Source organism: Gillisella vitis, assembly GCF_001541345.2.
Taxonomy (GTDB): domain Bacteria; phylum Pseudomonadota; class Alphaproteobacteria; order Rhizobiales; family Rhizobiaceae; genus Allorhizobium; species Allorhizobium vitis.
On the sequence record NZ_LMVL02000010.1, the window covers coordinates 17,653 to 42,944 of the forward strand.

22 protein-coding genes are annotated in these 25,292 nt (G+C 57.2%); 12 read left to right on the forward strand and 10 right to left on the reverse strand.

Annotated elements, in window-relative coordinates:
* Positions 1–167: 167 nt before the first annotated feature.
* The 6 genes from ASB66_RS24105 to ASB66_RS24125 all read left to right on the forward strand — a co-directional run bounded on the left by ASB66_RS24105 (position 168) and on the right by ASB66_RS24125 (position 4,666).
* Positions 168–845: a sugar transferase gene (locus tag ASB66_RS24105; protein WP_060716818.1), complete on the forward strand. Its 678-nt coding sequence runs from the start codon at positions 168–170 to the stop codon at positions 843–845.
* A gap of 94 nt (positions 846–939) precedes the next feature.
* A complete protein-coding gene (locus ASB66_RS24110) occupies positions 940–2,223 on the forward strand; it encodes a polysaccharide biosynthesis/export family protein (RefSeq protein WP_060716819.1) in 1,284 nt (427 codons plus the stop codon).
* Positions 2,224–2,229: 6 nt separating this feature from the next.
* Positions 2,230–3,507, forward strand: coding sequence for an O-antigen ligase family protein (locus ASB66_RS24115; protein WP_060716820.1), 1,278 nt, complete (start codon positions 2,230–2,232; stop codon positions 3,505–3,507).
* 264 nt (positions 3,508–3,771) lie between these two features.
* On the forward strand, positions 3,772–3,936 hold the full coding sequence (locus ASB66_RS26365) for a hypothetical protein (protein WP_156543407.1): 165 nt from the start codon (positions 3,772–3,774) through the stop codon (positions 3,934–3,936).
* A 100-nt stretch (positions 3,937–4,036) separates the two neighbouring features.
* The gene (locus tag ASB66_RS24120) at positions 4,037–4,306 is read left to right on the forward strand and encodes a DUF1488 family protein (RefSeq protein ID WP_060716885.1); all 270 of its coding nucleotides are present in this window, start codon (positions 4,037–4,039) and stop codon (positions 4,304–4,306) included.
* 132 nt (positions 4,307–4,438) lie between these two features.
* Positions 4,439–4,666 (forward strand): hypothetical protein, encoded by a 228-nt coding sequence (locus ASB66_RS24125; RefSeq protein ID WP_060716821.1) that lies wholly within the window; start codon positions 4,439–4,441, stop codon positions 4,664–4,666.
* Between the two features lie 67 nt (positions 4,667–4,733).
* Here ASB66_RS24125 and ASB66_RS24130 read toward each other — a convergent pair whose 3' ends face one another.
* Together ASB66_RS24130 and ASB66_RS24135 are read right to left on the reverse strand one after the other, a co-directional pair.
* On the reverse strand, positions 4,734–5,372 hold the full coding sequence (locus tag ASB66_RS24130) for an alpha/beta hydrolase (RefSeq protein WP_060716822.1): 639 nt from the start codon (positions 5,370–5,372) through the stop codon (positions 4,734–4,736).
* Between the two features lie 134 nt (positions 5,373–5,506).
* The gene (locus tag ASB66_RS24135) at positions 5,507–6,460 is read right to left on the reverse strand and encodes a ring-cleaving dioxygenase (protein ID WP_060716823.1); all 954 of its coding nucleotides are present in this window, start codon (positions 6,458–6,460) and stop codon (positions 5,507–5,509) included.
* Positions 6,461–6,717: 257 nt separating this feature from the next.
* Between ASB66_RS24135 and ASB66_RS24140 the strand changes: the two genes are divergently transcribed.
* Both ASB66_RS24140 and ASB66_RS24145 read left to right on the forward strand, forming a co-directional pair.
* Positions 6,718–7,656, forward strand: coding sequence for a LysR family transcriptional regulator (locus ASB66_RS24140; protein ID WP_114386975.1), 939 nt, complete (start codon positions 6,718–6,720; stop codon positions 7,654–7,656).
* A 304-nt stretch (positions 7,657–7,960) separates the two neighbouring features.
* Positions 7,961–9,127 (forward strand): polysaccharide biosynthesis/export family protein, encoded by a 1,167-nt coding sequence (locus tag ASB66_RS24145; protein WP_060716825.1) that lies wholly within the window; start codon positions 7,961–7,963, stop codon positions 9,125–9,127.
* Between the two features lie 78 nt (positions 9,128–9,205).
* On the opposite strand, the gene ASB66_RS24150 is transcribed toward ASB66_RS24145, so the two are convergent.
* Complete coding sequence (locus tag ASB66_RS24150) at positions 9,206–9,958, reverse strand: TetR/AcrR family transcriptional regulator (protein ID WP_060716826.1); 753 nt, start codon at positions 9,956–9,958, stop codon at positions 9,206–9,208.
* A 99-nt stretch (positions 9,959–10,057) separates the two neighbouring features.
* Here ASB66_RS24150 and ASB66_RS24155 point away from each other — a divergent pair, with 99 nt between their 5' ends.
* The 3 genes from ASB66_RS24155 to ASB66_RS24165 all read left to right on the forward strand — a co-directional run bounded on the left by ASB66_RS24155 (position 10,058) and on the right by ASB66_RS24165 (position 15,237).
* A complete protein-coding gene (locus tag ASB66_RS24155) occupies positions 10,058–11,524 on the forward strand; it encodes a carotenoid oxygenase family protein (RefSeq protein ID WP_060716827.1) in 1,467 nt (488 codons plus the stop codon).
* Between the two features lie 325 nt (positions 11,525–11,849).
* Positions 11,850–13,733 (forward strand): FUSC family protein, encoded by a 1,884-nt coding sequence (locus ASB66_RS24160; protein ID WP_060716828.1) that lies wholly within the window; start codon positions 11,850–11,852, stop codon positions 13,731–13,733.
* A 22-nt stretch (positions 13,734–13,755) separates the two neighbouring features.
* Entirely contained in the window at positions 13,756–15,237 is a 1,482-nt protein-coding gene (locus ASB66_RS24165) for an aldehyde dehydrogenase family protein (protein WP_060716829.1), read from the forward strand.
* 193 nt (positions 15,238–15,430) lie between these two features.
* Here ASB66_RS24165 and ASB66_RS24170 read toward each other — a convergent pair whose 3' ends face one another.
* The 6 genes from ASB66_RS24170 to hutI form a co-directional block, all read right to left on the reverse strand.
* The gene (locus tag ASB66_RS24170; protein ID WP_060716830.1) at positions 15,431–16,033 is read right to left on the reverse strand and encodes a TetR/AcrR family transcriptional regulator; all 603 of its coding nucleotides are present in this window, start codon (positions 16,031–16,033) and stop codon (positions 15,431–15,433) included.
* A 161-nt stretch (positions 16,034–16,194) separates the two neighbouring features.
* Positions 16,195–16,773: a HutD/Ves family protein gene (locus tag ASB66_RS24175; protein ID WP_060716831.1), complete on the reverse strand. Its 579-nt coding sequence runs from the start codon at positions 16,771–16,773 to the stop codon at positions 16,195–16,197.
* Between the two features lies 1 nt (position 16,774).
* A complete protein-coding gene (gene hutU / locus ASB66_RS24180; RefSeq protein WP_060716886.1) occupies positions 16,775–18,448 on the reverse strand; it encodes a urocanate hydratase in 1,674 nt (557 codons plus the stop codon).
* A 2-nt stretch (positions 18,449–18,450) separates the two neighbouring features.
* Positions 18,451–19,257: an N-formylglutamate deformylase gene (hutG, locus tag ASB66_RS24185; RefSeq protein WP_060716832.1), complete on the reverse strand. Its 807-nt coding sequence runs from the start codon at positions 19,255–19,257 to the stop codon at positions 18,451–18,453.
* 203 nt (positions 19,258–19,460) lie between these two features.
* On the reverse strand, positions 19,461–20,996 hold the full coding sequence (hutH, locus tag ASB66_RS24195; protein ID WP_060716833.1) for a histidine ammonia-lyase: 1,536 nt from the start codon (positions 20,994–20,996) through the stop codon (positions 19,461–19,463).
* Between the two features lie 15 nt (positions 20,997–21,011).
* On the reverse strand, positions 21,012–22,232 hold the full coding sequence (gene hutI / locus ASB66_RS24200; RefSeq protein ID WP_060716834.1) for an imidazolonepropionase: 1,221 nt from the start codon (positions 22,230–22,232) through the stop codon (positions 21,012–21,014).
* Positions 22,233–22,341: 109 nt separating this feature from the next.
* On the opposite strand from hutI, the gene ASB66_RS24205 reads away from it, so the two are divergent.
* On the forward strand, positions 22,342–23,691 hold the full coding sequence (locus ASB66_RS24205; RefSeq protein WP_060716835.1) for a formimidoylglutamate deiminase: 1,350 nt from the start codon (positions 22,342–22,344) through the stop codon (positions 23,689–23,691).
* A gap of 221 nt (positions 23,692–23,912) precedes the next feature.
* Here ASB66_RS24205 and ASB66_RS24215 read toward each other — a convergent pair whose 3' ends face one another.
* Entirely contained in the window at positions 23,913–25,274 is a 1,362-nt protein-coding gene (locus ASB66_RS24215) for an LLM class flavin-dependent oxidoreductase (RefSeq protein WP_060716836.1), read from the reverse strand.
* Positions 25,275–25,292: the final 18 nt, after the last annotated feature.

The following is a 25,292-nucleotide window of genomic DNA, read 5'->3' on the forward strand; positions in this document are numbered from 1 at the left end:
GTATTATGAGAAAGATACATATTTTAATCGCTATCATTCCATCCTCTGGAAGGTTTTCTGCAAAGGCTATTGCGAAGGACAAATTATCACCACACACTAGGGATCAATGACCACGGACGCGTCCCGCCGGGACCCGACCAATCGCCCACGTAAATGGAGTTACCTCTATGAAGTCCGCGACAAGATCGGCCAGTTCGCCGTTTTTTACGACAGCCGCACCCGGTACCCAACCGGTTGGTGGTGTCGCCAAGAGAGGGTTTGATATTTTCATCGCCACTATGGCGCTGATTATGTTCAGCCCAATGTTCTTGATGATTGCAGCCATGGTGAAATTTACCGATGGTGGTAGCGTGTTTTACGGCCATCGCCGTATCGGACATAACGGCCAGCAATTTCATTGCATGAAGTTTCGCACCATGGTGCAGAATGGCGACAAGGTTTTACAGGATTACCTGCGGGCCAATCCGGAAGCCTATGAAGAATGGCGTGCTACCCGTAAGCTGCAAAACGATCCCCGTGTGACGGCGATCGGTTCCGTGCTGCGTAAGCTCAGCCTGGACGAGTTGCCGCAGCTGTTCAATATCATCAAGGGTGAGATGAGCATTGTCGGACCTCGGCCAGTCGTTGAAGACGAGCTGGAAATGTACGATAGTGCCGCTGCTTTTTATCTGCAAACCCGCCCCGGCCTGACCGGTCTCTGGCAGGTGAGTGGCCGTAACGACGTTTCCTACGAAACGCGGGTGGCTATGGATACGCAATATGTTAAGACATGGTCGCTGGCCAGGGATGTCCTCATCATGGTCCGCACGGTTCCGGCGGTGTGCCTGTCTCGCGGCAGCTACTAAAAAAAGCATGTCATAAGGGCGGAGCCAATCGGGCTGCTGCCCGAAATGACGTTTAGACCTGCCGCATTTTTATTGAATACGCATAGGATCTGCCATGAAGGCTTACGGATTTGCTGGAGGATTTCGGTCATCCACGCGCAGCATTACGACCTTGAACGTTGCAGCGCTCGCGCTTTGCCTGTCTTTGGCTGCGCCGGGATTGGCATTGGCAGATGACTATCGTTTGGGCGTAATGGACAAGATCCGCGTGCGGGTGGCGGAATGGCAGACGGCCGAGGGCGCCGTACGGGACTGGGCCGCCGTCAGTGGCGACTATTCCGTCGGTGCTGCGGGTCAGGTGTCTCTGCCGTTCATTGGCGAGTTGCCGGCCTCCGGTAAGACCACAGCCGAGGTTGCCGACGAGATCGGCAAGAAGATGCAACAATTGTTCGGTCTTAGTGATCGGCCTTCCGCATCGGTTGAAATTTCTGAGTATCGCCCCGTCTACATGGCTGGCGCGGTTCAGTCGCCGGGTGAATATCCCTATGCGCCAGGTATGACTGTGTTGAAGGCGCTCAGTGTCGCAGGCGGCTTGAAGCGCGCCGATGCCGGCCAGCGTTTTGCACGTGATTTCCTTCAGGCACAGGGCGATGGCGCGGTTTTGGTCTCCCAACGCAACCGATTGCTGGTCCGTCGTGTGCGCGTTCTTGCGGAAATGAATGAAAAAGAGACGATCGAAATTCCTGAGGAATTGAAGTCCATTCCCGACATCAACCAGTTGGTTGAGTCGGAAGCGGCCTTGATGAATTCCCAAACCGCCAAGCTCAAGGTTCAATTGTCGTCGCTCGCCGACCTCAAGACCTTGCTTGCGGCTGAAATCGAGGCTCTCGGCAAGAAATCCGAGACCCAGACTCGCCAGTTGACGATGGTTCAGGAAGACCGCGACAAGGTCAATAGCTTGAGCGAGCAGGGCCTAGCGCTGAGTTCGCGTCGTTTGGCGGTCGAGCAGCAGGTGTCGGATTTGCAGTCGGCACTTCTGGATATCGATACCAACACGCTGAAGGCCAAGCAGGATCTGAATAAGGCCCAGCAGGACGAAACCACGACGCGCAACGATTGGGATGCGCAGCTTGCCCAGGAATTGCAGGATACCGAAGCGGAACTGGACCAGATTGCGTTGAAGCTTTCCACCAGTCGTGGCCTCATGGCCGAATCTCTGCTGCAATCGTCGGAAAGCGCCAGCGCTAAGAATGCCGATGGTGAAGCCAATGTCACTTATTCCATCGTCCGCGAAAAGGATGGGAAGCCCACCGAAATCGCTGTGGACGAGAATACCTCGGTGACGCCCGGCGATGTGATCAAGGTTACGGTAAAGCTGTCTCAGCCAGCCATGCGGTAACGGTCGATGCGGATCGCCAAGTCGCATTTGATCGACCCGGAACGCAATGGTCTCTATGCCGTTACGGCGATTGCGCTTTCCTACTTCGTTTTTGCCTATTCTGCCCGTTTCGGGCAGATTTCCATTCTGGCCTATTACGGGGTCTGGCTGCCGCTGATCGCTGTGAATTATCGGCGCGTGCTCGGTAACTACGGCCTTTATCTTCCGATTTTTGCCTTCAGCATTCTGACCATCCTATCGATTTTCTGGTCGGCGGCACCACCGGTGACGGTCAGGGCCTCGTTACAATATTTCTCGCATATCGTCTGTGCGTTGATTGCCATGCGTGTGGTGGGCATAAGGTCTTTTCTGAGGGGGTCAATGATCGGCACTGGAATCGTGCTGGTCTATTCGCTGCTGTTCGGCTCCTATTTCCTTGATCCTCTGGATGGATCCTTCAGCTTTGTGGGCGCCTTCTCGTCAAAGAACCAGCTGGGTTTTTATGCCTCGCTCGGCGTGTATTTTTCGTTCGCTGCGATCATTATTCTGAAAGAACGCAGCATATGGATTCTGCCGCCCGCTGGTCTGGCTTTGCTCTCGGCCTACTGTCTGTTTGCATCCGAATCGGCCACATCGGTCATTACCGTCATGGCGGTGGTCGGTGCGTCCCTGGTCTTGAGAGCGGTTATTCTCCTGTCGCCGCGCCATCGTATTGTGCTGGTTGTGGCTGGCGTCGTGCTTGGCGGGCTCGGGGCTGCGGCGTTTGTTTATGCTGGTGGCGTCGATTTGATCCTGGGAGCGTTCGGAAAGGATTCGACCCTGACCGGGCGAACCTATCTTTGGCAGCAGGGCATAGCGGCAGCCCTGGCCAATCCGATTTTTGGCGTCGGTTACCAGGCCTATTGGGTCCAGGGTTTTTCCGAGGCGGAACGGCTATGGGATGAGTTTTATATTCCGACCCGAGCCGGGTTTCATTTCCACAATACCTTCATCGAAACCGCAGTTGAGACGGGGATTATCGGCCTTGTTCTGCTGGTTGCCATGTTGGTCGTCGCATTGATCGGCAATCTCAAACGTCTGCTCGTCAATGCCCGAGATCCAGAGGCCGGTGTGCTGTTCGGCCTCGCCATGCTGCTGGTCGAGCGTGCTTTCGTGGAAATCGATATTATCTTCGCTTATCAGATCGGCTCATTCCTGCTTTATTTCATGCTGGGCAAGCTTGCTCAGCGTCGCGCCCTGCCGGCGACGCGCTCAAGTGTCGTGCGTTATTATGGCGATGGGGCATCGAGCGCCCGCAACCTCTGAAAACAACAGCGCTGTAGCCGTTGTAAAACAAGCGCTCCTGCATCATATATGTGTGAGAGAAGTCCTTGCTTGCAGGGCGACTGTATTGGTGCCTTGGGCTTTGCCAAGGCACAAAAGACGCCATAGCACTTTCAAGACATCGTATAATTTCCCTCAATCAGGTGAGATTTGAGGATTTATGCAGTCACAGTCACAGTCATAATCGACAGTCGATTTCCTGACCGTATCCCTTTGCTCCAGACCGTTCATCCGAAGGACTAAGCCATGATTCGCTTCACCACCATTACCGACGATGCCGCACCGGCAAAAACGCCAGCCGTAAAGGCAGTTTCAAATGAGACCGTGCCTGAGCAGCAACCTGAGCCGGCAAAAACCGAAAAGCGCCAGAAGCGTAGCAAGCCGGCCGATGGCGGTGAAAGACTGCTGTGATGATTGGATGGGTCTACTGAAAGACGATTGCGACGGTTTGTCCATTCGGGAAACCGGTGATCCCTTCTTTTCTCTGAAACATGCGAGCGAGAATAATGCGATGGCTTTAACCTTCCCCAATAGTAGCCGTAGTTTCGATGAGAAGGGACACCGCATCCGGTTTCTTGGTTACGACGGCATGTTTGAAATCCGGTTTTTCGTGGAACTCGATGCCATATCCAAGGCGATGGCCAAGGTCATTGTCGGAGAGCACGACTTTCTTGCCGCATTCGACAATCTGCGCGGGTCTATTCTGGATGTTGCGAGAAAAGCCTATGGAAAAAAAGGCGGTAACACCATGTATCTTTTGACCGCGGCGGATTTCCGTTGACCGTAGAACATCAGGATTTGACACGTTCCCACTGAACGTGACGGATACTCGTTCTATGTATTGTCGCTTGTCTTCTTGGGGAATTGAGGTTCACTTGTTCCCCGAGCAACCTCTAAGCAAAGGGATTTTACATTGACTGATCAAGATGAGGATCTGGTTGAGCGCCGCGCTGTTCGTGCCCAGGAAAAACTGGTGAAGCAGCAGGAGGGGCAGCAGGCGATGGATGAACATCTCGCTGCCCTCGAGCGGCAGAAGGAAAAGACTTTGCGGCTGCGTGAAATGAGGCATGCCTTGGAGGAAGAAAAAATCCGCTCTGCCACCAAGACAAAGCCAGCAACCAAACGCGCTGGTCAGGTGTAAACGGCTTTGGACGGAGAGGCCGCATTGCGATTTCATCCTCAGCCCAAAAGACCTGTCATATCAGGTCTCAGCCAGGGGCGAAATTTGCGTCCAGGAATTGCTTGCTGATCGATAGATCGAGTTGGGTGAGATTATGCCCCGACGGTAGGATTTCGTGGCTGACCGTATGGCCCACAGCTTGAAGCGAGCCGACCAATCGTTCCGCATTGTCTGTCGGAACGATTGGATCCATCGCTCCAGAGAGGACGAGTACTGGTACGCCAGCGCTGCTGTCATGCACTAACGGCGGCGATTGAAGCGGGGCCATGGCCCGCAACAGAACGGCACCGGCCAAGGTCTGGTGATGTAGCAGCAGGAGAGCGGCGGCAATATTGGCTCCATTGGAGAAGCCGACGGCGACCGGGGCTGCCAGGTTATGAGCCGCACGGGCCTCCTTTATGAAGCCGGCCAGATCCGCTGCCCGCGCCCGCAGGTCATCTTCATCGAACACACCTTCTGCCAACCGTCTGAAGAAGCGTGGCATGCCGTGTTCCAGGACTTGCCCACGGGGTGATAGCAGGGCTGCACCCGGTGAAAGGGCAGCGCCAAGCGATAAGAGATCATCTTCGTTGCCGCCTGTTCCATGCAGCAAAAGCAAGGGCGCAAGGTTCGGCACCGTCGCCGGAACGAACTGATGGATGAATGACGAGATGGGGGAATGGGTCATGTCGGATCTCTCCTATGCTGCCTACTGCAAAATAAGGAACTTGGCCTCGACGAAATTATGCAGCAAAGCCAGCGCGTTGCGACATTGTTTTGGCGGCGCGTTTCGCAAGCGCGCCGCATTTTGTAGCATTCTGCCTAAGCCTGCTTGGTCTCGCCAAGGGGGCTGATATCCGGCAGCATGCCCTCAATCCGGCCCCGGAAGCCTTCAAGGCCCTTCGGCAGCTTCAATGCCTGCCCCAGGCTTTCTGCGGGTTCATCGACGGCAAAGCCGGGGTCGAGCGTGGCAATTTCGAACAATACGCCACCTGGAGAACGGAAATAGATCGAGCGGAAATAATCCCGGTCTTTCTGTTCTGTTGTCTGCAAGCCGTGATTCTTGCGCAGTTTTTCAGCCATTTCAGCCTGTTCGGCATCGTCTTTTGCTCTGAAGGCAACGTGATGGACCGAGCCGGCACCTGGCCGGGCGGGCAGAAATTCACCGGCTGCGCGCAGGTCTACAACGCCACCGATATCGGTGCCAGGCACATGATATCGGGTGACATAGCCTTCCTTGGCCTGCTGCTCAAAGCCGAACACATCGGTCAGGACAGCAGCTGTCGCGTCGATTTTGTCCAGCAGCAGCGTCACACCGTGAAAGCCCCGCAGCGCGTGCTCCGCGGGAATGCCCGGTGCAGCCCAGGCGGCTTCGTGTTCGATGTCTTCAACGCCGACCAGCGCAAGTCGCATCCCATCGGGGTCCTTGAAGGGCAGAACTGTCTGGCCAAAGCGCTGTTCGAGCTTTTCATGTACGACGCCCTGTTCGATGAACCGATGCGTCCAGAAGCCCAGGGATGCTTTGGGAACTCGGTAACCTGTTTCCTGGGTTTCACCGATGCCGAGGCGGCCCGGTGCGGCATGTTCCCAAGGGAAGAAGGTCATGATCGTGCCCGGATTGCCGGCCTCATCGCCGAAATAGAAGTGATAGGTGCCGGGATCGTCGAAATTCACAGTCTTCTTGACGAAGCGCTGGCCGAGAACTCGGGTGTAGAAATCGAGATTGCGGCGGGCGGGGCCAGCAATTGCAGTGACGTGATGAATGCCATGTGCCATGTGAACTCTCCTTTGCTTGGTCAGCATTGAGGACGCCGTGCGGTTTCAACGGCCGCGTTTCGGGTTCTCTGGGCCGTGAAAGCAGGTGCAGGATTGGACTTCGGTTCCCGATGTCGGCAATGATGCGGCGCTTTCGATAACCAACAGATAGGCGCTTGCCGTTCGGATTGCAGCTGGTTTTGCTTGCATTCATGCAAACTTGACTTTGTGCTGTAAGAAACCAGAATGCATTCTGGAAATAAACGCGGAGGCTTATCATGCGGGCAGCAAAATCCTTGGCCTGGGACGATCTGCGGCTCGTCAAGGCTATCGCGCAGGCCCAGGGCATGACTGGAGCCGCAGCGGCACTGGGGATTGATCATTCCACGGTTTTCCGCAGGCTGGGCGCCCTGGAAGAGGCGCTGGGTGTGCCGCTGTTTGAGCGCAGGCGCTCCGGCTATGCGCTGACGCCGACCGGGGAAGAAGCGGTGCGCACTGCAGAGCGGATCGAGGCGGAGGTCGCGCAGCTGGAACGTCGCCTGCAAGGCCGGGTGATTGCACCGGCCGGTGAAATCCGGGTGACGACGGCCGACAGTCTGCTGGTCTATTTGCTGACGCCCTTGTTTGCTCGGTTCCAGCAGGCCTATCCTGATATTCAGCTGGATGTGGTGATCGGCAATAATGCTTTGAACCTTTCGCGGCGGGATGCGGATATTGCCATTCGTGCCACGGACAATCCGCCAGACATGCTGGTCGGACGCCGCATCGGCCTGATCGCCTGGGCGCTTTATGGTCGCGGCCAGGATTTTGCCGCCGCATCCGACCCGTCGCCGGAAGAACTCGATGTCGGCAATTGGGTTTGTCTGGGCGAAGACATGGCGGGGTTGAAAGTGGTCAAGGCGGCCAAGCAACAGCTGGCGCCAAAACAGCTGCGCTACCGCGCCAATTCTGTGCTCGCATTGGCTGATGCGGTGGAGGCGGGTATCGGCATCGGCCATATCCCCTGTTTCATCGGTGACGTGCGTCCCGCCCTGGTTCGGCTTTCGCCGACCATTCCCGATTATTCCGCCAGCCTTTGGCTGCTGACCCATCAGGACCTGCGGCATTCGCCTCGTATTCGCGTGTTCATGGATTTCATTGCCGCTCAGTTGATCCCGCTGCGACCGCTGATCGAAGGGGTGTCGCCTGGCCGTTCAGACGCCCTCCAGCAGCTTTGATCTCGCCGGGGTCGTATTCCGGGCATAGGAGTTACTCCGTCGGAGCCAGGAGCGAGATCAGGATCAGGTCGGGGAAAGTTTACCTTGCTATGCCGTCTGCGTCTTTATGGAACAATCTTTGCCACGCTTTTCCTGTTGAAAGTCGATGGGTGAGAATTCGTTAAGATTGTTTGAATAGTGTCGGCGTAGAGAGGGTATCTTGAAACGGCCGTAGAAGGTCGCTAGTAGTTTGTTGCGCCCACCGTCTGCGATGGCAGTCGCACCGTGAAAGCGCCAAGGAGTTGTGCGAGTGGAGAGTTACCCGTTGAAAAAGGTTGTCGCAGTTTTTGTTACTGCGGGTCTTGCTGCATGCGATACTCTACCGGCGTCAGGGCCGCTTTCCTCGCAAATCGAGGACCAGGCAGGTAAGTCAAGGCAGGAGCTGAACAGGCCCAATGCATCGGTTTTCGATGTTGTGGATGTCGATCAGCGGACTGCCCGGACGGTTTCCGGTTTTTCCAATTCGATGTTCAGCCGCCGTTTCGGCATTGGCGGCCGGGCTGGCCGGGTGGTGATCGGGATTGGCGATCAGTTGAAGATCAGCATTTTCGAAGCGGGATCGGACGGGCTGTTTTCAACCAGCCAGTCCAAGCAGACAACCATCGATGTGGTGATCCAGCCAGACGGAACCGGTACCATTCCCTATGTCGGACAAATCGTCCTGGCTGGCAAGACTCAGGAAGAGGCGCGTAAGGCCATTCTGGCGAAGCTGGTCAACAAGGCAGTGGAGCCTGATGTTCTTGTCACGGCGGCAGGCACCGCTTCGCGTTCCGTCACGGTTTCCGGCTCCGTCGGCAAGCCTTCGAATGTGGAACTGACCCTGGCCGGAGACAAGCTTACCGAGGTGATCGCACGGGCTGGCGGGGCTTCCAGCGAACCCTACGAATCCTATGTAACCCTGGTGCGCGGCACCAAGTCCGCCAGCGTGCTTTTGAAGTCGCTGATCGAAAATCCGCGTGAAAACATTTATGTCGAGCCGCGCGACCAGATCTATGTCACCCACGATCCGCGCACCTTCACCATTCTGGGTGAAGTGCAGAAGAATGGTCGCGTACCCTTCGGTGCCAATGACCTGAATCTCCTGGAAGCGATTGCGCTTGGCGGCGGCGGGTCCGATACCCAGGTGGACTCGGAAGGCTATTTCGTGTTTCGCTATGAGGAGCCGGAAATCGTCATGGATATTCTGGGTGCCAAGCGGTTCCACGAATTGCAGTCCAAGGGCATGGTTGCAAATAAGGATGGCCGCTACCCGATCGTCTACCGGTTCAACATGCGTTCACCGGATAGCCTGATTGTCGGCCAGAGTTTCCCGATCAAGAGCCGCGATGTTATCTACGCCTCGCGTCATCCGACGGTCGATTTCATGAAGTTCATGCAATTGATCGCAACCCCTGTTGGTACGGCCTCCGGCGTTCGCACTTTGACGGATTGAGTTTGAGGGATCTAGACCAGGCGTCATTGAGAATGACGTCTGGTATTTCCCAAAAAAATACGTCAAGTGCTTGATATTTCATATTCTATAAGACGCTACGCGGTGAGCTTTCTCGGGTACCAGATCATTCTGCCGGTCCAATGGCTCATCTTCCTGCGGCAGTTTCCTGCGTGTGGCATGGGTGGCCGATGGCTGCTTTATCGCAGTTTTCGGTTGGCGCCGCGATCTTGTCGGTCCATACCTCGAGCAAATAATATCGACCGTGGCAGCGACATTGGCCTCCATGTCGCTTTCGCTCGGAATTCCGGCGATACCAAGCAGCACGGGTTCATAAAGACCGGCCTCGCACAGCGCCTTGAATTCCCGTGCCGCCTTCGCGCTATCGGGTGGGACAAGTTTACCTGATATCTTCATCGCCTCGAAAACCTGTATAAAGCGGTCCAGAACCCGGCGTGGACCGATGTCGAAATAAATCGCGCTGAGATCGGTGGCTCTGCCTGCTTCCGACACCACCAGACGGGTGATTGCGATGATCTTGGGGCGCAGCAGCAGCCTCAGATAGTTCATTCCGAGCGCTTTCAGCGTGTTTGCCGCGTCCTGCTCCTTGTCGATGACCTCCATCAAAGGTGTAAAGGCATCTTCACCTGCCTGGACGACAAACGCGGCAAAGAGATCCGCCTTGCTGGGGAAATAGCCATAGAGCGTTCCTTTCGATCCGCCGACTTCTGCCGCGACCGCCGCCATCGACACCTGGGCATAGCCATGGCGAAGGAACATCGACCCGGCAATGTCGACAATGGCCTGGCGCTTTGCCTGGGTTCTGACACGCATGGCGCCTCCTGAAATCGTACGGGGATGTACGTTTATAACTTGACGTCTGTCACATGGCTGTATATGTACAATATCGTACGGTTATGAAAGGTCAATCCGATGACAGTCCCATTTCCAAATAAGCCTGAATTTACTGGATCGCTCTACAAGCCGGCCCGTTTTGAAGGCCAGGTTTATGATCTCGAAGTGGAGGGCAAAGTGCCCGAGGAGATCGACGGCACGTTCTTTCAGGTTGCTCCCGATCCGCAATATCCCCCCATGCTCGGAGAGGACATTTTCTTCAATGGCGATGGCGCTGTCAGCGCCTTCCGGTTCAAGAACGGCCATGTGGATTTTCAGCGTCGTTACGTGATGACCGAGCGATTGAAGGCTCAGCGTGACGCTCGCGCCTCCCTGCACGGGATCTATCGTAATCCCTTTACCAACGATCCGAGCGTCAAGGATATTTCTAACTCCACCGCCAATACCAATGTGGTTGTTCACAATGGCAAGCTTCTGGCGCTGAAGGAGGATAGCCCACCTTATGCCCTCGACCCGGTCACGCTTGAAACCATCGGTCTTTATGATTTCGATGGCCAGTTGACCAGCGCGACTTTCACGGCCCATCCGAAATTCGACCCCGAAACCGGCGATCTACTGTGTTTCGGCTACGAGGCCAAAGGCGAGGCTACCCCTGACATCGTCTATTACGAGATCGACAAGCACGGCCGGATGAAGCGTGAAGTGTGGATCACCGCACCTTATGCCGCAATGATCCATGACTTTGCGGTGACGGAGCATTTCGTGATTTTCCCGCTGATGCCGTTGACGGCGGATCTGGAGCGGATGAAGCAGGGCGGCAAGCACTTTCAGTGGCAGCCGGGTCTCGACCAGCTGTTCGGCATTCTGCGCCGGGATGGCGACGGACGCGATGTGCGCTGGTTCAAGGCGCCCAACGGCTTCCAGGGCCACACGCTGAACGCCTTTGATGACGGAGGCAGGATCTTTGTCGATATGCCCGTTACATCAGGCAATATCTTCTATTTCTTCCCGCAATCGGATGGCACTGTGCCGCCGCCGGAAACCCTGTCGTCGCAGATGATGCGCTGGACTTTCGACATGCGGTCGAGCGGCAACAATATCGAAGTCAAGCCACTCACCAGTTTCGCTTGCGAATTTCCCCGCAGCGACGACCGCTATTGCGGCCGGCAATATCGCCATGGCTTTGTGATCGCCATGGACCCGACCAAGCCCTTTGACGAAGCCCGGATCGGTCCGCGTCCGTTTCAGTTCTTCAATCAACTGGCGCATCTGGATATCGCAACCGGAAAGACCCAGCTCTGGTTCGCCGATGACCAATCCTGTTTCCAGGAGCCGATCTTCGTGCCGCGCCGGCCGGACGCGCCTGAAGGCGATGGCTATGTGATCGGTCTGGTTAATCGGTTGGCGGAGCGCGCCACGGATCTCCTCGTGCTGGATGCGCAACATCTGTCAGACGGTCCGATTGCGACCATCAAGCTGCCGATGCGTCTACGCATGTCACTGCACGGCAATTGGGTGCCGGGCGATCAGCTGAAGGCGGTTTGACATAGCCTGAAGGAAGGCATTGGGCTGAAAGCCGGGAACGATTTTCAGCCCAATGCGATAATGCCAAGACTTAAAGCATCGTGCCGATTCCGATTTTCTGCACCATTTTTTACAGCGGCGCGCGTTTTATTGTGCGCATGTAAGTTGCTGTAATAATTCAAATTTTCGACATAATTTCGCATTGGATCGAGTTCAATTTAAGGGATTGTGCGGTAAGGCTTGGGATATTCGAAACAGTATACGAAGTGTCATGTTTCATGACTTTTCTTACCAAACATCAATCCGATACCGGACCCCGTTGCCGCCTTTGAAGAGAACCGACCGCATGTCCTCAGCGACGAAACAGACAATCAGTGGCGATGTAAACCGGCGGCGGTGGCGATTTGTTTTCTTAAAAGGCCCCAGCGTCAGCTTTGCCTTGCGCACCACCATTGCCGCTATTCTTGCCTTGGCACTGGCCACCGTGCTGCAAATTCACCATCCTTACTGGGCGGCGATGACGGTGTGGCTGGTTGCCCAGCCCACCCGTGGCCTGGTGGTCGAGCGGGGATTGGCGCGGCTGGTCGGAACCATCGTTGGAGCGCTCGTCGGTTTTCTCGTGCTCTGGCAATTGAGCGCGGCGCCCGGTCTGTTGCTCTTGGTGCTGATTTGCTGGGTTGCGCTGTGCGCGGCGGCTGGATCGTTCTTTCGCCATTTCCGCTCCTATGGGCTTTTGCTGGCTGGCTATACCGCAGCCGTCGTCACCATGTCGGGTCTGATCGAGCCCCAGCTTGGCCATGAACTTGCCTGGTCGCGGATTGCCTGCACCCTGATCGGCGTGGTGGCTTCGCTTGTCGCCACGGTGCTTTTCGCGCCGGGGGCGGCCAAGGACATGGTTCATACCCGCTCGCTCGCGCTCTTGCGTCAGGCTCTGTCGCTTTCGTCGGTCTTGCTGAAAACCCGTGGGGAGGCCAAGGGGGAGACCATGGGTGAACCCATGCAACAGTTCTTCTCGGCGGTCGTCCAGATGGATACCGATCTCGATACATTGGCCGCGGGCTCGCTCACAGGGCATCAGCGCGCCCGGTTCGCCCGTCACATTGCCGCCGCCTCGACCATTATGGTCACCGAAGCGATGACCGCCTGCCAGCTCGAGGAGCCACGGGTGAGGGCGGAAAAGACTGCTGAAGCGTTGGCCTCAGTCGATCTGGCGCTGGGACGTGGCGATATCGAGGCGGCCCATACCGCTGTCGCGGCAATCGACGAGCATGCGCCGCAATTGTCTGCCGCCGTGACAGCCGCCATCGGTTATCTGGGTGAGCTTTCCGCTGTCCAGCCTGTCAAACGTCTCCTCGCTCTCAATGCTCTGCGCATATCGGACACCAGGGGGGCCGTGATTGCCTTTTGCAGGACGTTTCTTGCGCTAAGCGCGGTGGCCCTGGTCTGGAAGCTGACCGGCTGGTCTCTGGGTCCGGTCATGCTCATGACGGCTGCCGTATTCGTAACGTTGTTTTCAAGCCATGAAGCCCCTCAGCTCGCGGTTGGTGAGGCATTGAAGGGGACGCTGTGCGGCGCAACGCTTGGCTTGCTTTCGCGGATTTTTCTGCTGCCACATGCGGAAAATTCGCTGGACATACTGTTGATGGTGGCGCCCTTCCTGGCAGTGGGCGCCTATGCCATGTCGCGTCCGAAAACCGCTAAAGCGGCCATCGATGGCAATATGTCATTCCTACTCGCTGCCCAGCCGGTTTTTCCGATGGTGGTATCGCCCTGGCTTTCGGTGGAACAGACCTTGGCGATGGTGGCGGGCGTGGCTGCTGCGGCGCTCGCCTTTCGTTTTGTTTTTCCAGTCAACCATCGCCTGGTGCTGACAGTGCTGCGCAACCGTTTGACGGAGGATCTTGAGGTGACGGCCCGGCTTGCAAGCCATGAACAGGTGCTGCAACGCCGCTACAGAATGATCCAGCGCATCCTGCGCATGGGCAGTTTGCGGCTCGTCAAGCCTTCGGAAACCAGCAGGGACGTGTTTCTGCTTCTCTGCCTTGTGACCATGCTGGGCCGTCTTTTGGAACGGCGTGGGCGCGATGACATCGCCCCGCTCGACAGGCGCTATGTCGATTTTGCTCTCGAGGCACTGAAGGCGGCTCCTGAAAACTGGGAGCACCACCATTCGGTCTTCTCGACCCTCCTGAAACGGGATCCAATCCTGGTTCCCCACGCATCCCTTTGAATTCCAATTGTGGAGAAAAGCAATGAACGCGATCAACCGGTCGGGACCCTATGGCGCTTACAGCGGCCAGTATATTGGCGGCACCTGGCGTCCTGGCGCCGCAGGGGATGTCCTTAATGTCAACAATCCCTATTCCGGTGAGAGAATTGCCGAAATCGCCCTGGCCTCGGTGGAGGATCTCGATGCGGCCTATCTGGCCGCCGAGGCGGCGCAGCGTGATTGGGCAGATAGGCCCGCAAGCGTAAAGCGTGATGTCTTTCTGCGCGCCGCGCAAATCGTTGAACAACGGCATGCTGAAATCGTCGATATGATCATCGCCGAATCCGGCAGCACGCGCATCAAGGCCGAGATTGAATGGGCTTCGGTGCGGGATATGATGCTGGAGGTGTCCGGCATGCCGTCGCGCGTCCAGGGCCGGATTATCCCCAGCGAAGTGCCGGGCAAGGACGTGCGGGTGCATCGCGCTCCTCTTGGGGTCATCGGGGTTATCAGCCCGTGGAACATGCCAATGCATCTGTCGCATCGTTCGATTGCGCCGGCGCTGGCGCTCGGCAATGCGGTGGTTGTCAAGCCAGCGGAAGAGACCCCGATCAGCGGCGGGTTGATGATTGCCAAGATTTACGAAGAGGCAGGCCTGCCGGGTGGCCTTCTGAATGTGGTGGTCGGCCTTGCCGGGGTGATCGGCGACATGTTCACGCTGCATCCCGTGCCGAAATTCATTTCCTTCACCGGATCGGCGCGCGTCGGTCGTCATATCGGGCAGCTTGCCATGCAGGGCTCAACCTTGAAACGGGTGGGCCTTGAACTGGGCGGTAATGCGCCTTGCGTCGTGCTTGATGATGCGGATCTCGATCTGGCCGTTCGCGGCGCGCTTTTTGGCCGATTCCTGCATCAGGGCCAGATTTGCATGAGCACCAACCGGATCATCGTTGATGCTTCGATCTATGACGAGTTTGTCACTCGCTTCATTGAGCGTGCCTCCAAGCTTACCTATGGCGATCCCAGTCTCATCGGCACCAATATCGGTCCGATCATCAGCAAGCGCCAGCTTGATGGTATCCTGGCAAAAATCGAAGAAGCCAAGGCCTCCGGCCTTCATCTGGCGCTGGGTGGCGAACCGCAAGGCCAGGTCCTGCCGCCGCATGTGTTTATTGATGTCGATAACAATTCGGCGCTGGCCCAGACTGAACTGTTTGGCCCCGTCGTTCCGATCATCAAGGCTCATGGTGAGGAAGATGCTCTGAAACTCGCTAACCAGACCGAATTCGGGCTTTCCAGCGCCGTTTTCACACGGGATGAAGGGCGTGGCCTACGGTTTGCCAAGCGTATCCATGCCGGCATGACCCATATCAACGATATTTCCGTTGCCGATAGCCCCAATGCCATGTTCGGTGGTGAAAAGAATAGCGGTATCGGGCGGTTCAACAGCGATTGGGTCGTCGCGGAATTCACCTGCGATCACCTGATCACCACCCAAAGCATTCCCCTGCAATACCCCTTCTGACCGAGGGCGTTTCGTTTGTCGCACTGACACGACAGCATCATGCGTTTCATAAAACGCATGATGCTGTCGTTAAGCGCTTTGGATCGATACTTTAGAGCATCGGACCGAAAAGTGGGAACCGGTTTTCGGAAAAATCTGATGCTAAAACAAAATTCTAGAGCATCGTGCCGATTCCGATTTCCGGCACGATGCTCTAGCGGCTATAGAGCGTCATGATGGTGGTGGACGCATTTTTCGCTGCGGTCTCGATCTGCGCGTCATTCGGACGATCAATCAGGCCCCAGAGGCAGTGTTCATAAATACCCGCTTCGGCTACTGCCTTGAACTGTAAGGCAGCCATTGCGATATCCGGGATAGAAAGCGCCTGGCGGTCGACCAGATGTTCCAGCTTTTTTTCGATCTGGTCCAGCGTGGCTCGCGGTCCATTCTGATAGAAGATCCTGCCAAGTTCCTGAAAACGTGGCGCTTCGGCAATCACCAGCCGGTTGATAGCCAGAACCTCTGGCGAAAGCAGCAGCCGCAGGTAGGCGCGCGCATAGGCCGTCAGCGATTTCTCCACATTGTCGCTAGCCTGATCGCTATCGGCCAAAGCTGCAAAGCGTTCGCGCCCCGCTTCAATCATATAGGCTTCGAACAAGGCCTCCTTGGTGGGGAAATGATTGTAAAGGGTCGATTTCGATCCGCCGACCGAGGCCGCGATCTGCGCCATATTGACGGCTCCAAATCCGTGTTCCCGGAACAGATCTCCGGCAATCGTCAGGATCTGGCGTCGTTTCGTCTCGCTTTTTGTCCGCATTGGTTCTCTGGTCGGAATACATCGAAGATGCTGATGCATCCACGCACTGAGGATCATCGTTATCCCTGATGCCTCAAGGCTTCAAGTTTTCGTTTTCCAGCAGAACTATCCTAAAATTCCAGTCAGGTTAAGGTTCTATGTCGCAAAAGGAACCATCTTCTTCAGGTTTGATGTTCTGCATCCAGCGTCACGGTAAGGAGATCGCACTGCACCGTGATTGTCAGGTCCCGAGGAACTCCTGACGAAAAGACCAGGGTATCGAAACGGCGTAGGGAAATTGTTTGTCCATTGGCAATGACAGTGGCATCACCGTTGAAAATGGCCAATGTTGTTGTCGTAGGCACCTGGCGGTGCGGGACTTCCAGATTTCCCCTTTGCATGGTGTGGCGAAAGCGTCCGCGCCGGGTCATGATATTGAGATCCACGGTTTCGTCGCCAAGATTGTGGCTGGAAATGGCCCAGTCGCCAGAAAAGGCAAGGGGGTGACCGTCCTGTTTGAGTGTCACGCTTTGGCCGTCCGGTAGTGACAGAACCATGCCGTCACCTTCCAACAATGCAATGCTGCGATCCACACCGGGAAAGGTCGAAAAAGGGCCGTCCGCGCCGACATGGGCGATGGACAGCCGGTAATCGAAATCCCCAAGGCCGCTGCCAGGCGGGAAAATCAGGATTTCCTCTGTCATGCCCTGGCCATTCTTCCAGGGCATGCGGCGATAATCTTCCCGGCGCAGGATCTGCATATCAATTGCCCAGAATGCCGGGCAGGCGCAGGCCTTTTTCCTTGGCGCAATCCAGTGCAATGTCATAGCCCGCATCGGCGTGGCGCATGACGCCGGTGGCCGGGTCGTTCCACAACACCCGCTCCAAGCGCCGTGCTGCATCATCGGTGCCATCGGCGCAGATCACCATGCCCGAGTGCTGGCTAAAGCCCATGCCAACCCCGCCGCCATGGTGCAGCGACACCCATGTGGCACCGGAGGCGCAATTGAGCAGCGCGTTCAGGAGCGGCCAGTCGGAGACCGCATCCGAGCCATCTTTCATCGCTTCGGTTTCGCGGTTGGGCGAGGCAACAGAGCCGGAATCGAGATGGTCACGGCCAATCACCACCGGGGCTTTCAGCTCGCCACTGCGGACCATTTCGTTGAAGGCCAGACCGAGTTTATGGCGATCGCCCAGACCGACCCAGCAGATGCGGGCAGGCAGGCCCTGAAAGGCAATGCGCTCGCGGGCCATATCCAGCCAATTGTGCAGGTGCTTGTTGTCGGGCAACAATTCTTTCACCTTGGCATCGGTCTTGTAAATATCCTCTGGATCACCCGACAGGGCTGCCCAGCGGAACGGACCAATGCCCCGGCAAAACAGCGGGCGGATATAGGCAGGCACAAAACCGGGGAAGGCAAAGGCATTTTCCAGCCCTTCTTCCTTGGCGACTTGGCGGATATTGTTGCCATAATCCAGCGTGGGCACGCCCATGTTCCAGAAATCCACCATGGCGGCGACATGCACTTTCATAGATGCACGAGCGGCACGCTCCACCGCCTTCGGATCGCTCTCCTGCTTGGCGCGCCACTCGGCAACGGTCCAGCCAGACGGCAGATAGCCATTGATCGGGTCATGGGCAGAGGTCTGGTCGGTGACAATATCGGGGCGGATACCGCGCTTGACCAGTTCCGGGAAGATGTCGGCGGCATTGCCGATCAGGCCCACGGATTTGGCTTCTCCAGCCTTGGTCCATTGGTCAATCAGCGCTAAGGCCTCATCCAGCGTGTGGGCCTTGGCATCGACATAACGGGTGCGAAGACGAAAATCGACACGGGTTTCATCGCATTCCACCGCAAGGCAGCAAGCGCCAGCCATAACGGCTGCTAGCGGCTGTGCGCCACCCATGCCGCCGAGTCCACCCGTTAGTATCCACTTACCTTTGAGGTTGCCGTCATAGTGCTGACGACCAGCTTCCACAAAGGTTTCATAGGTGCCTTGCACAATGCCTTGGGTGCCAATGTAGATCCACGAGCCTGCGGTCATCTGGCCATACATGGCCAGTCCCTTCTTATCCAGCTCGTTGAAATGATCCCATGTGGCCCAATGGGGCACGAGGTTGGAATTGGCAATCAGCACCCGTGGGGCATCCTTGTGGGTGCGGAACACACCGACAGGCTTGCCCGATTGTACAATAAGGGTCTCTTCTTCGGTGAGGGTTTTCAGCGTGGCAACAATGCGGTCAAAATCCTCCCAGGTGCGGGCGGCGCGGCCAATGCCGCCATAAACCACCAGCTCATGCGGACGCTCGGCCACGTCGGGGTCGAGATTGTTCATCAACATGCGCAAGGGAGCTTCGGTCATCCAGCTCTTGGCAGTCAACTCGGTTCCGGTTGCGGCCCGCACATCGCGGATATTGTGGCGTGGATTGGTCATGATCATTCCCCCTTTTGTTTCAGTTGAAACGCAATCTGTTCGATCCGCTCCAGAATGGCTTTGAGATGTATGCGCAAACGACCTGCCTTGTGTTCATCATAGGCAAAGGGAGGTGCTTCGCTGGCAAGGTGTGAGGCTTGCGCCAGCTCCATCTGAATGGCGTGGACGCCCGTGTCAGGCTTACCATAATGGCGCGTGGTCCAGCCGCCTTTGAAGCGGCCGTTGAGGATGGAGGTGTAACCGTCCGCTGACGCTGCAATTTCAACGGTTGCCGCTTCAATGGCGGCATCGCAGGTCCGGCCCATATCGGTGCCGATGTTGAAATCCGGCAAGCGGCCTTCAAACAAAAAGGGGATGTTGGCGCGGATGGAGTGGCAATCATACAGCACGGCCACGCCATGGATGGCTTTTACCCGCTCGAGCTCAGCCAAAAGGGCTGCGTGATAGGGCGCGTGAAAGGCGCTCAGGCGTTCAGCAATATCCGCCTCAGTGGAGCCTTCGGTCCAGATTGGCTTTCCGTCGAAATCCGTATCCGGGATCAACCCCGTGGTGTTTTGCCCCGGATAGAGGCTCACCCCCGCAGGATCACGATTGGCATCAATCACATAGCGATGGAACGTGGCGCGCACCGTGGTGACGTTTGGCAGCAAGTCTTTGTACAGATTGTGGATATGCCAATCGGTGTCAGCCAGCAATTTGCCGTTGTCGTTGAGGCGGTCCCATATGGCGGATGGCACATCCGTTCCCGTGTGCGGGAAGGCGAGGATGACCGGGGAGGTGCCTTGGGTGATTTCGAAAATGTTGGACATTTAAAATGATCTCCCTTGGCGGCTGGAGTTACCCCCCTCTGTCCTGCCGGACATCTCCCCCTCAAGGGGGGAGATCAGCAAGACGCGATGCCGAGTTCCATTATTTGGCCCCGCACGTTTCAACGAGTCGATCTCCCCCCTTGAGGGGGAGATGGTCGGCAGACCAGAGGGGGGTAGGCCCCAGATAAAAACGCCCATTGCTCTCACCCCTCCAACCCCGGCAAAATCCCGGCCGATACACTGCCCACCAAAGCCCCATCGGCCACCAGTGCGCTGGCCGCCGCCAAATCCGGTGCCATAAACCGATCTTCCTCCAGCGTTGGCACAACGGCACGCAGGGTCTCAATGGCCTTTTGCAGCTCTGGGCTGGTGGTCAGGGGGCTACGAAACTCCACGCCTTGGGCTGCGGTCAAAGCCTCAATGCCAATGATGGCAAACAGATTTTCGGTCATTTGCAACAGGCGGCGTGCGCCATGGCAGGCCATGGAGACATGGTCTTCCTGATTGGCCGAAGTTGGTGTGCTATCCACCGAAGCCGGATGGGCCATCTGCTTGTTTTCGCTCATCAGCGCGGCAGAGGTGACTTCGGCAATCATAAGACCGGAATTCAGGCCCGGCTTTTTCGCCAAAAACGCAGGCAAACCATAGGACAGGGTCGGGTCCACCAACAGCGCGATGCGTCTTTGTGAAATCGCCCCAATTTCACACACGGCAATGGCAATCTGGTCGGCTGCAAAAGCCACTGGCTCGGCGTGGAAATTGCCGCCAGACACCACAGTATCATCTGAGAGCACCAGCGGATTATCCGTCACCGCATTGGCCTCGATTTCCAGGGTCCGCGCCGTCATCCGCAGCAGATCAAGGCAGGCACCATCCACCTGCGGCTGGCAGCGGATGCAATAGGGGTCTTGGACGCGCTCATCGCCATCCAGATGGCTCTGGCGGATAACCGAGCCTTCCAGCAAGGCCCGCAAGCTTGCGGCGGTATCAATCTGGCCCTTGTGGCCGCGCAGCGTGTGAATATGGGCTGTAAACGGTGCCGACGACCCCATGGCCGCGTCCGTGGACATCGCCCCGGTAATCAGCGCTGCTTGCGCGGCGCGATGGGCGCGGAAAAGGCCAGCCAAGGCCAAGGCGGTGGAGGCCTGCGTGCCATTGATCAGCGCCAGTCCTTCCTTGGCGGCAAGCGTCACGGGCGTTAGGCCCGCCCGTTCCAGCGCAATCTTGCCCGGCAGTTTCTCGCCCTGATAGAAGGCTTCTGCCTCACCCATCATCACTGCGGCCATATGGGCCAGCGGGGCGAGATCGCCAGAAGCACCCACGGAACCCTTTTCCGGGATCAGCGGAATGACGCCCTTTTCCAGCATGGCTTCAATCAACCGCACCAGCTCCAGCCGCACGCCAGAAGCGCCACGGCCCAGCGAAATCAGCTTCAACGACAAGATCAGCCGCACAATATTCTCTGCCAGCGGCGCACCGACGCCGCAGCAATGGGAGAGAATGAGATTGCGCTGAAGCGTGGCGGTATCGGCGGCATCGATCTTGATGGAAGCCAGTTTGCCAAAGCCGGTGTTGACGCCGTACACCGGCTCATTGCCCGCAGCAATGGCGGCAATGCGGGCGGCTGCCCGCTCAATGCCCGCATCAAAGCTGCGATCCAGCACAGCAGGCTCACCATGCCAGTAGATTTTCGCCAGATCGGCCAGCGGCACAGAGCCGGGGTAAAGGGTAATGGTCATAATGGCCCCTTGTTGTTAGGTGTCTTGGCCGCGCCACACCCGCGCATAAAGCGGGTTGAAGCCCATGCGGTAGACAAGCTCAGACAGTTCAGAAATATCCCAGATGGCAAGATCAGCCGATTTTCCGGCTTCCAGCGTGCCAATCTCATCCAGCCGACCCAGTGCACGGGCGGCCTCGCGGGTCACGCCCGCTACGCACTCTTCCACCGTCATGCCAAACAGGGTGGCCCCCATGTTCATGGTCAGCAGTAGCGAGGTGAGCGGCGAGGTGCCGGGGTTGTTGTCGGTCGCCAGTGCCATTTTGGTGCCGTGTTGGCGGAAGAGATCAATCGGCGGCTTTTTTGTCTCGCGGATAAAGTAGAAGGCACCCGGCAGCAGCACCGCCACGGTGCCAGCCTTGGCCATGGCGTCAGCGCCTGCCGCATCTGTATATTCCAAATGATCAGCCGAAAGTGCGCCATAGTCTGCGGCAAGGGCGGCACCAGAGAGATTGGACAGCTGATCGGCATGCAGTTTTACCGGCAGGCCCAAAGCCTGTGCCGCATCAAACACCACGCGCATCTCATCGGGTAAAAAGGCAATGCCCTCGCAAAAGCCATCCACGGCATCAACAAGCTGTTCCGCATGGGCAGCTTTCAGCCCGGGAAGCACCACCTCGCGGATAAAATCACCATTGCGGCCCTTATAGTCTGCGGGCGTGGCATGGGCACCGAGATAGGTGGTGGTGACGGAAACAGGGCGGGCATCACCGAGTTTTTTTGCTGCCCGCAGCATTTTCAGCTCATCTTCCACCGTCAATCCATAACCGGATTTGACCTCAATGGTGGTGACGCCTTCCGCGATCAGGGCATCCAGTCGCGGAAGAGTCTCACGCAGCAAATCCGCTTCACTGGCTGCTCGTACCTTGGATACGGATGAGACAATGCCACCACCCGCCCGGGCAATCTCTTCGTAGCTTGCCCCTGCCAGCCGCATTTCAAATTCATGGGCGCGGTTGCCTGCATGCACCAGATGGGTGTGGCAATCCACCAGACCGGGGGTAATCCAGCGCCCCTCGCAATCGGTGACCTCGGCAGCATTCAGCAGGCTGATCGGTAGTTCCGCCATTGGCCCAGCGTAGACGATCTGCCCCCCACGCACCATCAGCGCGGCATCTTCAATAATGCCGAGGCCTGAAAGTTGCGGATTGAGCGTTGCCAACCGCGCATTGGTGAAGATGCGATCCCGATGTGTCATGCTGATCCCTTGTTATTGCCGTTCAGGCTGCATTGCGCCCAATCGATTTTCCTATTATGTATATACTTAATGGGCCAAGGCGCAAGTCCGAAAATGAGAGGGGAAAGCCATGACGACACTCCATGCAAAACAGGCGCTGCTGCCGGATGGTTGGGCCAAGGATGTGCGGCTGACGCTGAAAGGCCGCTCCATTTCAGCCATTGAGCAGGGTGTTGAGGCGCAAGCGGGCGATGAACGGCATGCGACTGTGCTGCCCACCATGGCCAATCTGCACAGCCACGCCTTTCAGCGTGGCATGGCGGGCTTGGCGGAGCTGCGCGGGCCGGACAATGACAGCTTCTGGAGCTGGCGCACGGTGATGTATCGCTTTGCGCTCACCATGAATCCGGAACAGATGCAGGCCATTGCCGCCCAACTGTATGTGGAAATGCTGGAGGCCGGATTTGGCCGGGTGGGCGAGTTTCACTATCTCCACCACGACCGCGATGGCAGCCCGTACAATAACCGCGCCGAGATGGCGGAGCGGATTGTGGGAGCAGTGGAAGAAACTGGCATTGGCCTTACACTCCTGCCTGTGTTTTATGCTCATTCCGGCTTTGGTGGACTGGCTCCCAATGAGGGCCAGCGGCGGTTTATCAATGATGTCGATGGTTTTGCAGAACTGTTGGAGGGGGCGAAAAAAGCCGCCTCAAATCTACCCGGTAGCATCACGGGCATTGCCCCCCACAGCCTGCGGGCCGTGACGCCGGAAGAATTATCAGCCCTGCAACAGCTCTCATTCGATGGGCCAATCCATATTCATGTGGCCGAGCAGGTGAAGGAAGTGGAAGATTGCGTGGCGTGGTCTGGAAAGCGCCCGGTGCAATGGCTGCTGGACAATGCTGACCTTTCAAATCGCTGGTGCCTGATTCATGCCACCCATATGACGGAGGATGAAACCGTGCGGATGGCAAAAAGCGGAGCCATTGCCGGTCTTTGCCCGATCACCGAGGCCAATCTGGGTGATGGCACATTCAACGCCTCTGTGTTTTTGGAGCAGGGCGGGCGTCTTGGTATCGGCTCTGATTCCAACATCCTGATTGGTCTTGCCGACGAGCTGTGCCAGCTGGAATATTCGCAACGTCTGGCCCACCGCGCCCGCAATGTCATGGCTTTGCCGGGTGGATCGACAGGTCGGTATCTGTTTGATGGTGCCGTGGCAGGTGGCGCTGCGGCGTTGATGGCAGAGAGTGGGCTGGCGCTCGGCAAGCCTGCCGATCTTGTCAGCCTCAAGTCGCGCCATGATCTTGGTTTGAGTGGTGATCAGATTTTGGATAGTTTTCTCTTTGCCAATGGCGCAGCAGTCGATTGCGTTTGGGTCGGTGGCATCAAGCAGGTGGAAGCCGGGCGGCATGTTGCACGGGAGCGAATTGCGGCACGGTTTGCTGGCGTGATGCGGGATTTGATGGCAGCGTTTTGAGGGGTGGAGTGGTTGGCGTTGGCGCAAGGCCCCCTCTGGCTTGCCAGCCATCTCCCCCTCAAGGGGGGAGATCGACTCCTTGCATATCTTCCGGTCCTCTTCAATGTGAGAGATATCGGTACGCAGCATCATGTCGTGGGAATGGACGTTTGCGCCTATCTGATCTCCCCCCTTGAGGGGGAGATGGTCGGCAGACCAGAGGGGGGTAAGCTTGCTCAGGTTTATTTGGCAATCCCACCATCCCGCGCCGCCACATAGCGATTGACCGGCATCGACAAGCCCAAATTTTCCCGCAGCGTCTTGCCCTCATACTCCTCCCGGAACAATCCGCGCCTGCGCAATTCCGGCAGCACCAGCCGCACAAAATCATTCAAGCTGGCAGGCAGGGTGGGCAGCATCAGAATAAAGCCATCGGCGGCCCCGGCCTGGAACCATTCTTCCATAAAATCGGCAATTTCGGTGGGGGTGCCGGTAATGCCGTTGCCGGTGCTTTTCTCGGCGTAAAAGCGGATCAACTCGCCAACGGTGTGGCCTTCCATGATGAAATCGCGCAGCCACTCAAACATGGCTTTCGAGCCTTTTGGCTCTGCGGGCAGGCGATCCAGCGGGAAAGGCTGATCAAGCGCCACGCCAGAAAGATCGGCTTCCAGAAATTCGCCCAGCATCCAGCGGCCGACGTCGGGGTGCAGGTTATCGATCAGGAAATCGACCTTGGCTTGGGCTTCCGCTTTGGTTTCTCCGACATTGACCACCAAGCCGGGCATCAGCTTGAGGTCGTTGGTGGAACGGCCATATTTGGCCATGCGGCCTTTGATATTATCGGCAAAAGCCTTGTTGCGCTCCAGATTGGAGGCAAGGCTGAAGACGATTTCGGCGGTGCGGGCTGCCAGTTCCATACCGGCTTCCGAGCCGCCAGCCTGTGCAATCACCGGGCGGCCTTGCGGTGATGCGGCAATGTTGAGCGGGCCGCGCACCTGAAAATGCTTGCCCTTGTGGTTCAGCGTGTGCAGCTTGTTTTTATCGTGGTAAAGCCCGTTTGCCTTGTCCAGAACCAGAGCATCTTGCTCAAAACTGTCCCACAGGCCAAACACCACATCGACAAATTCCGAACCGCGCTCATAGCGCTCCGCATGCGGCGGCAGGCCCTCAAAGCCGTAGTTATAGCCCGTTTCATCGTGGTCGGAGGTCACCACATTCCAACAGGCCCGACCACCGCTCAAATGATCGATGGAGGCGAAAATGCGGGCAATATTGTACGGCTCATAATAGCTGGTGGAGGCGGTGGCGACAAAGCCGAGCTTTTCCGTGAGCACGGACAGCGCCGAAATCAGCGATAGCGGCTCAAACCGGTTCATCTTGGTGGGCGAGCGGGCCAGTGCGTCTGCATCGCCGATGGCGGCGGCCGGGGAATCGGCCAGGAACATGAAGTCGAATTTCGCCGCTTCCGAGATTTTCGCCACGTTGAGCAGGTGATCAATCTTGTTGGCCCCATTCACATCGGCATCTGGGTGCCTCCACGCTGCCGGGTTGAAACCGAAAGTGTAGACGAAGGTTCCAAGTTTCAATGTGTCGGTGCGGGCCATGGCGATGTCTTCTCTTTG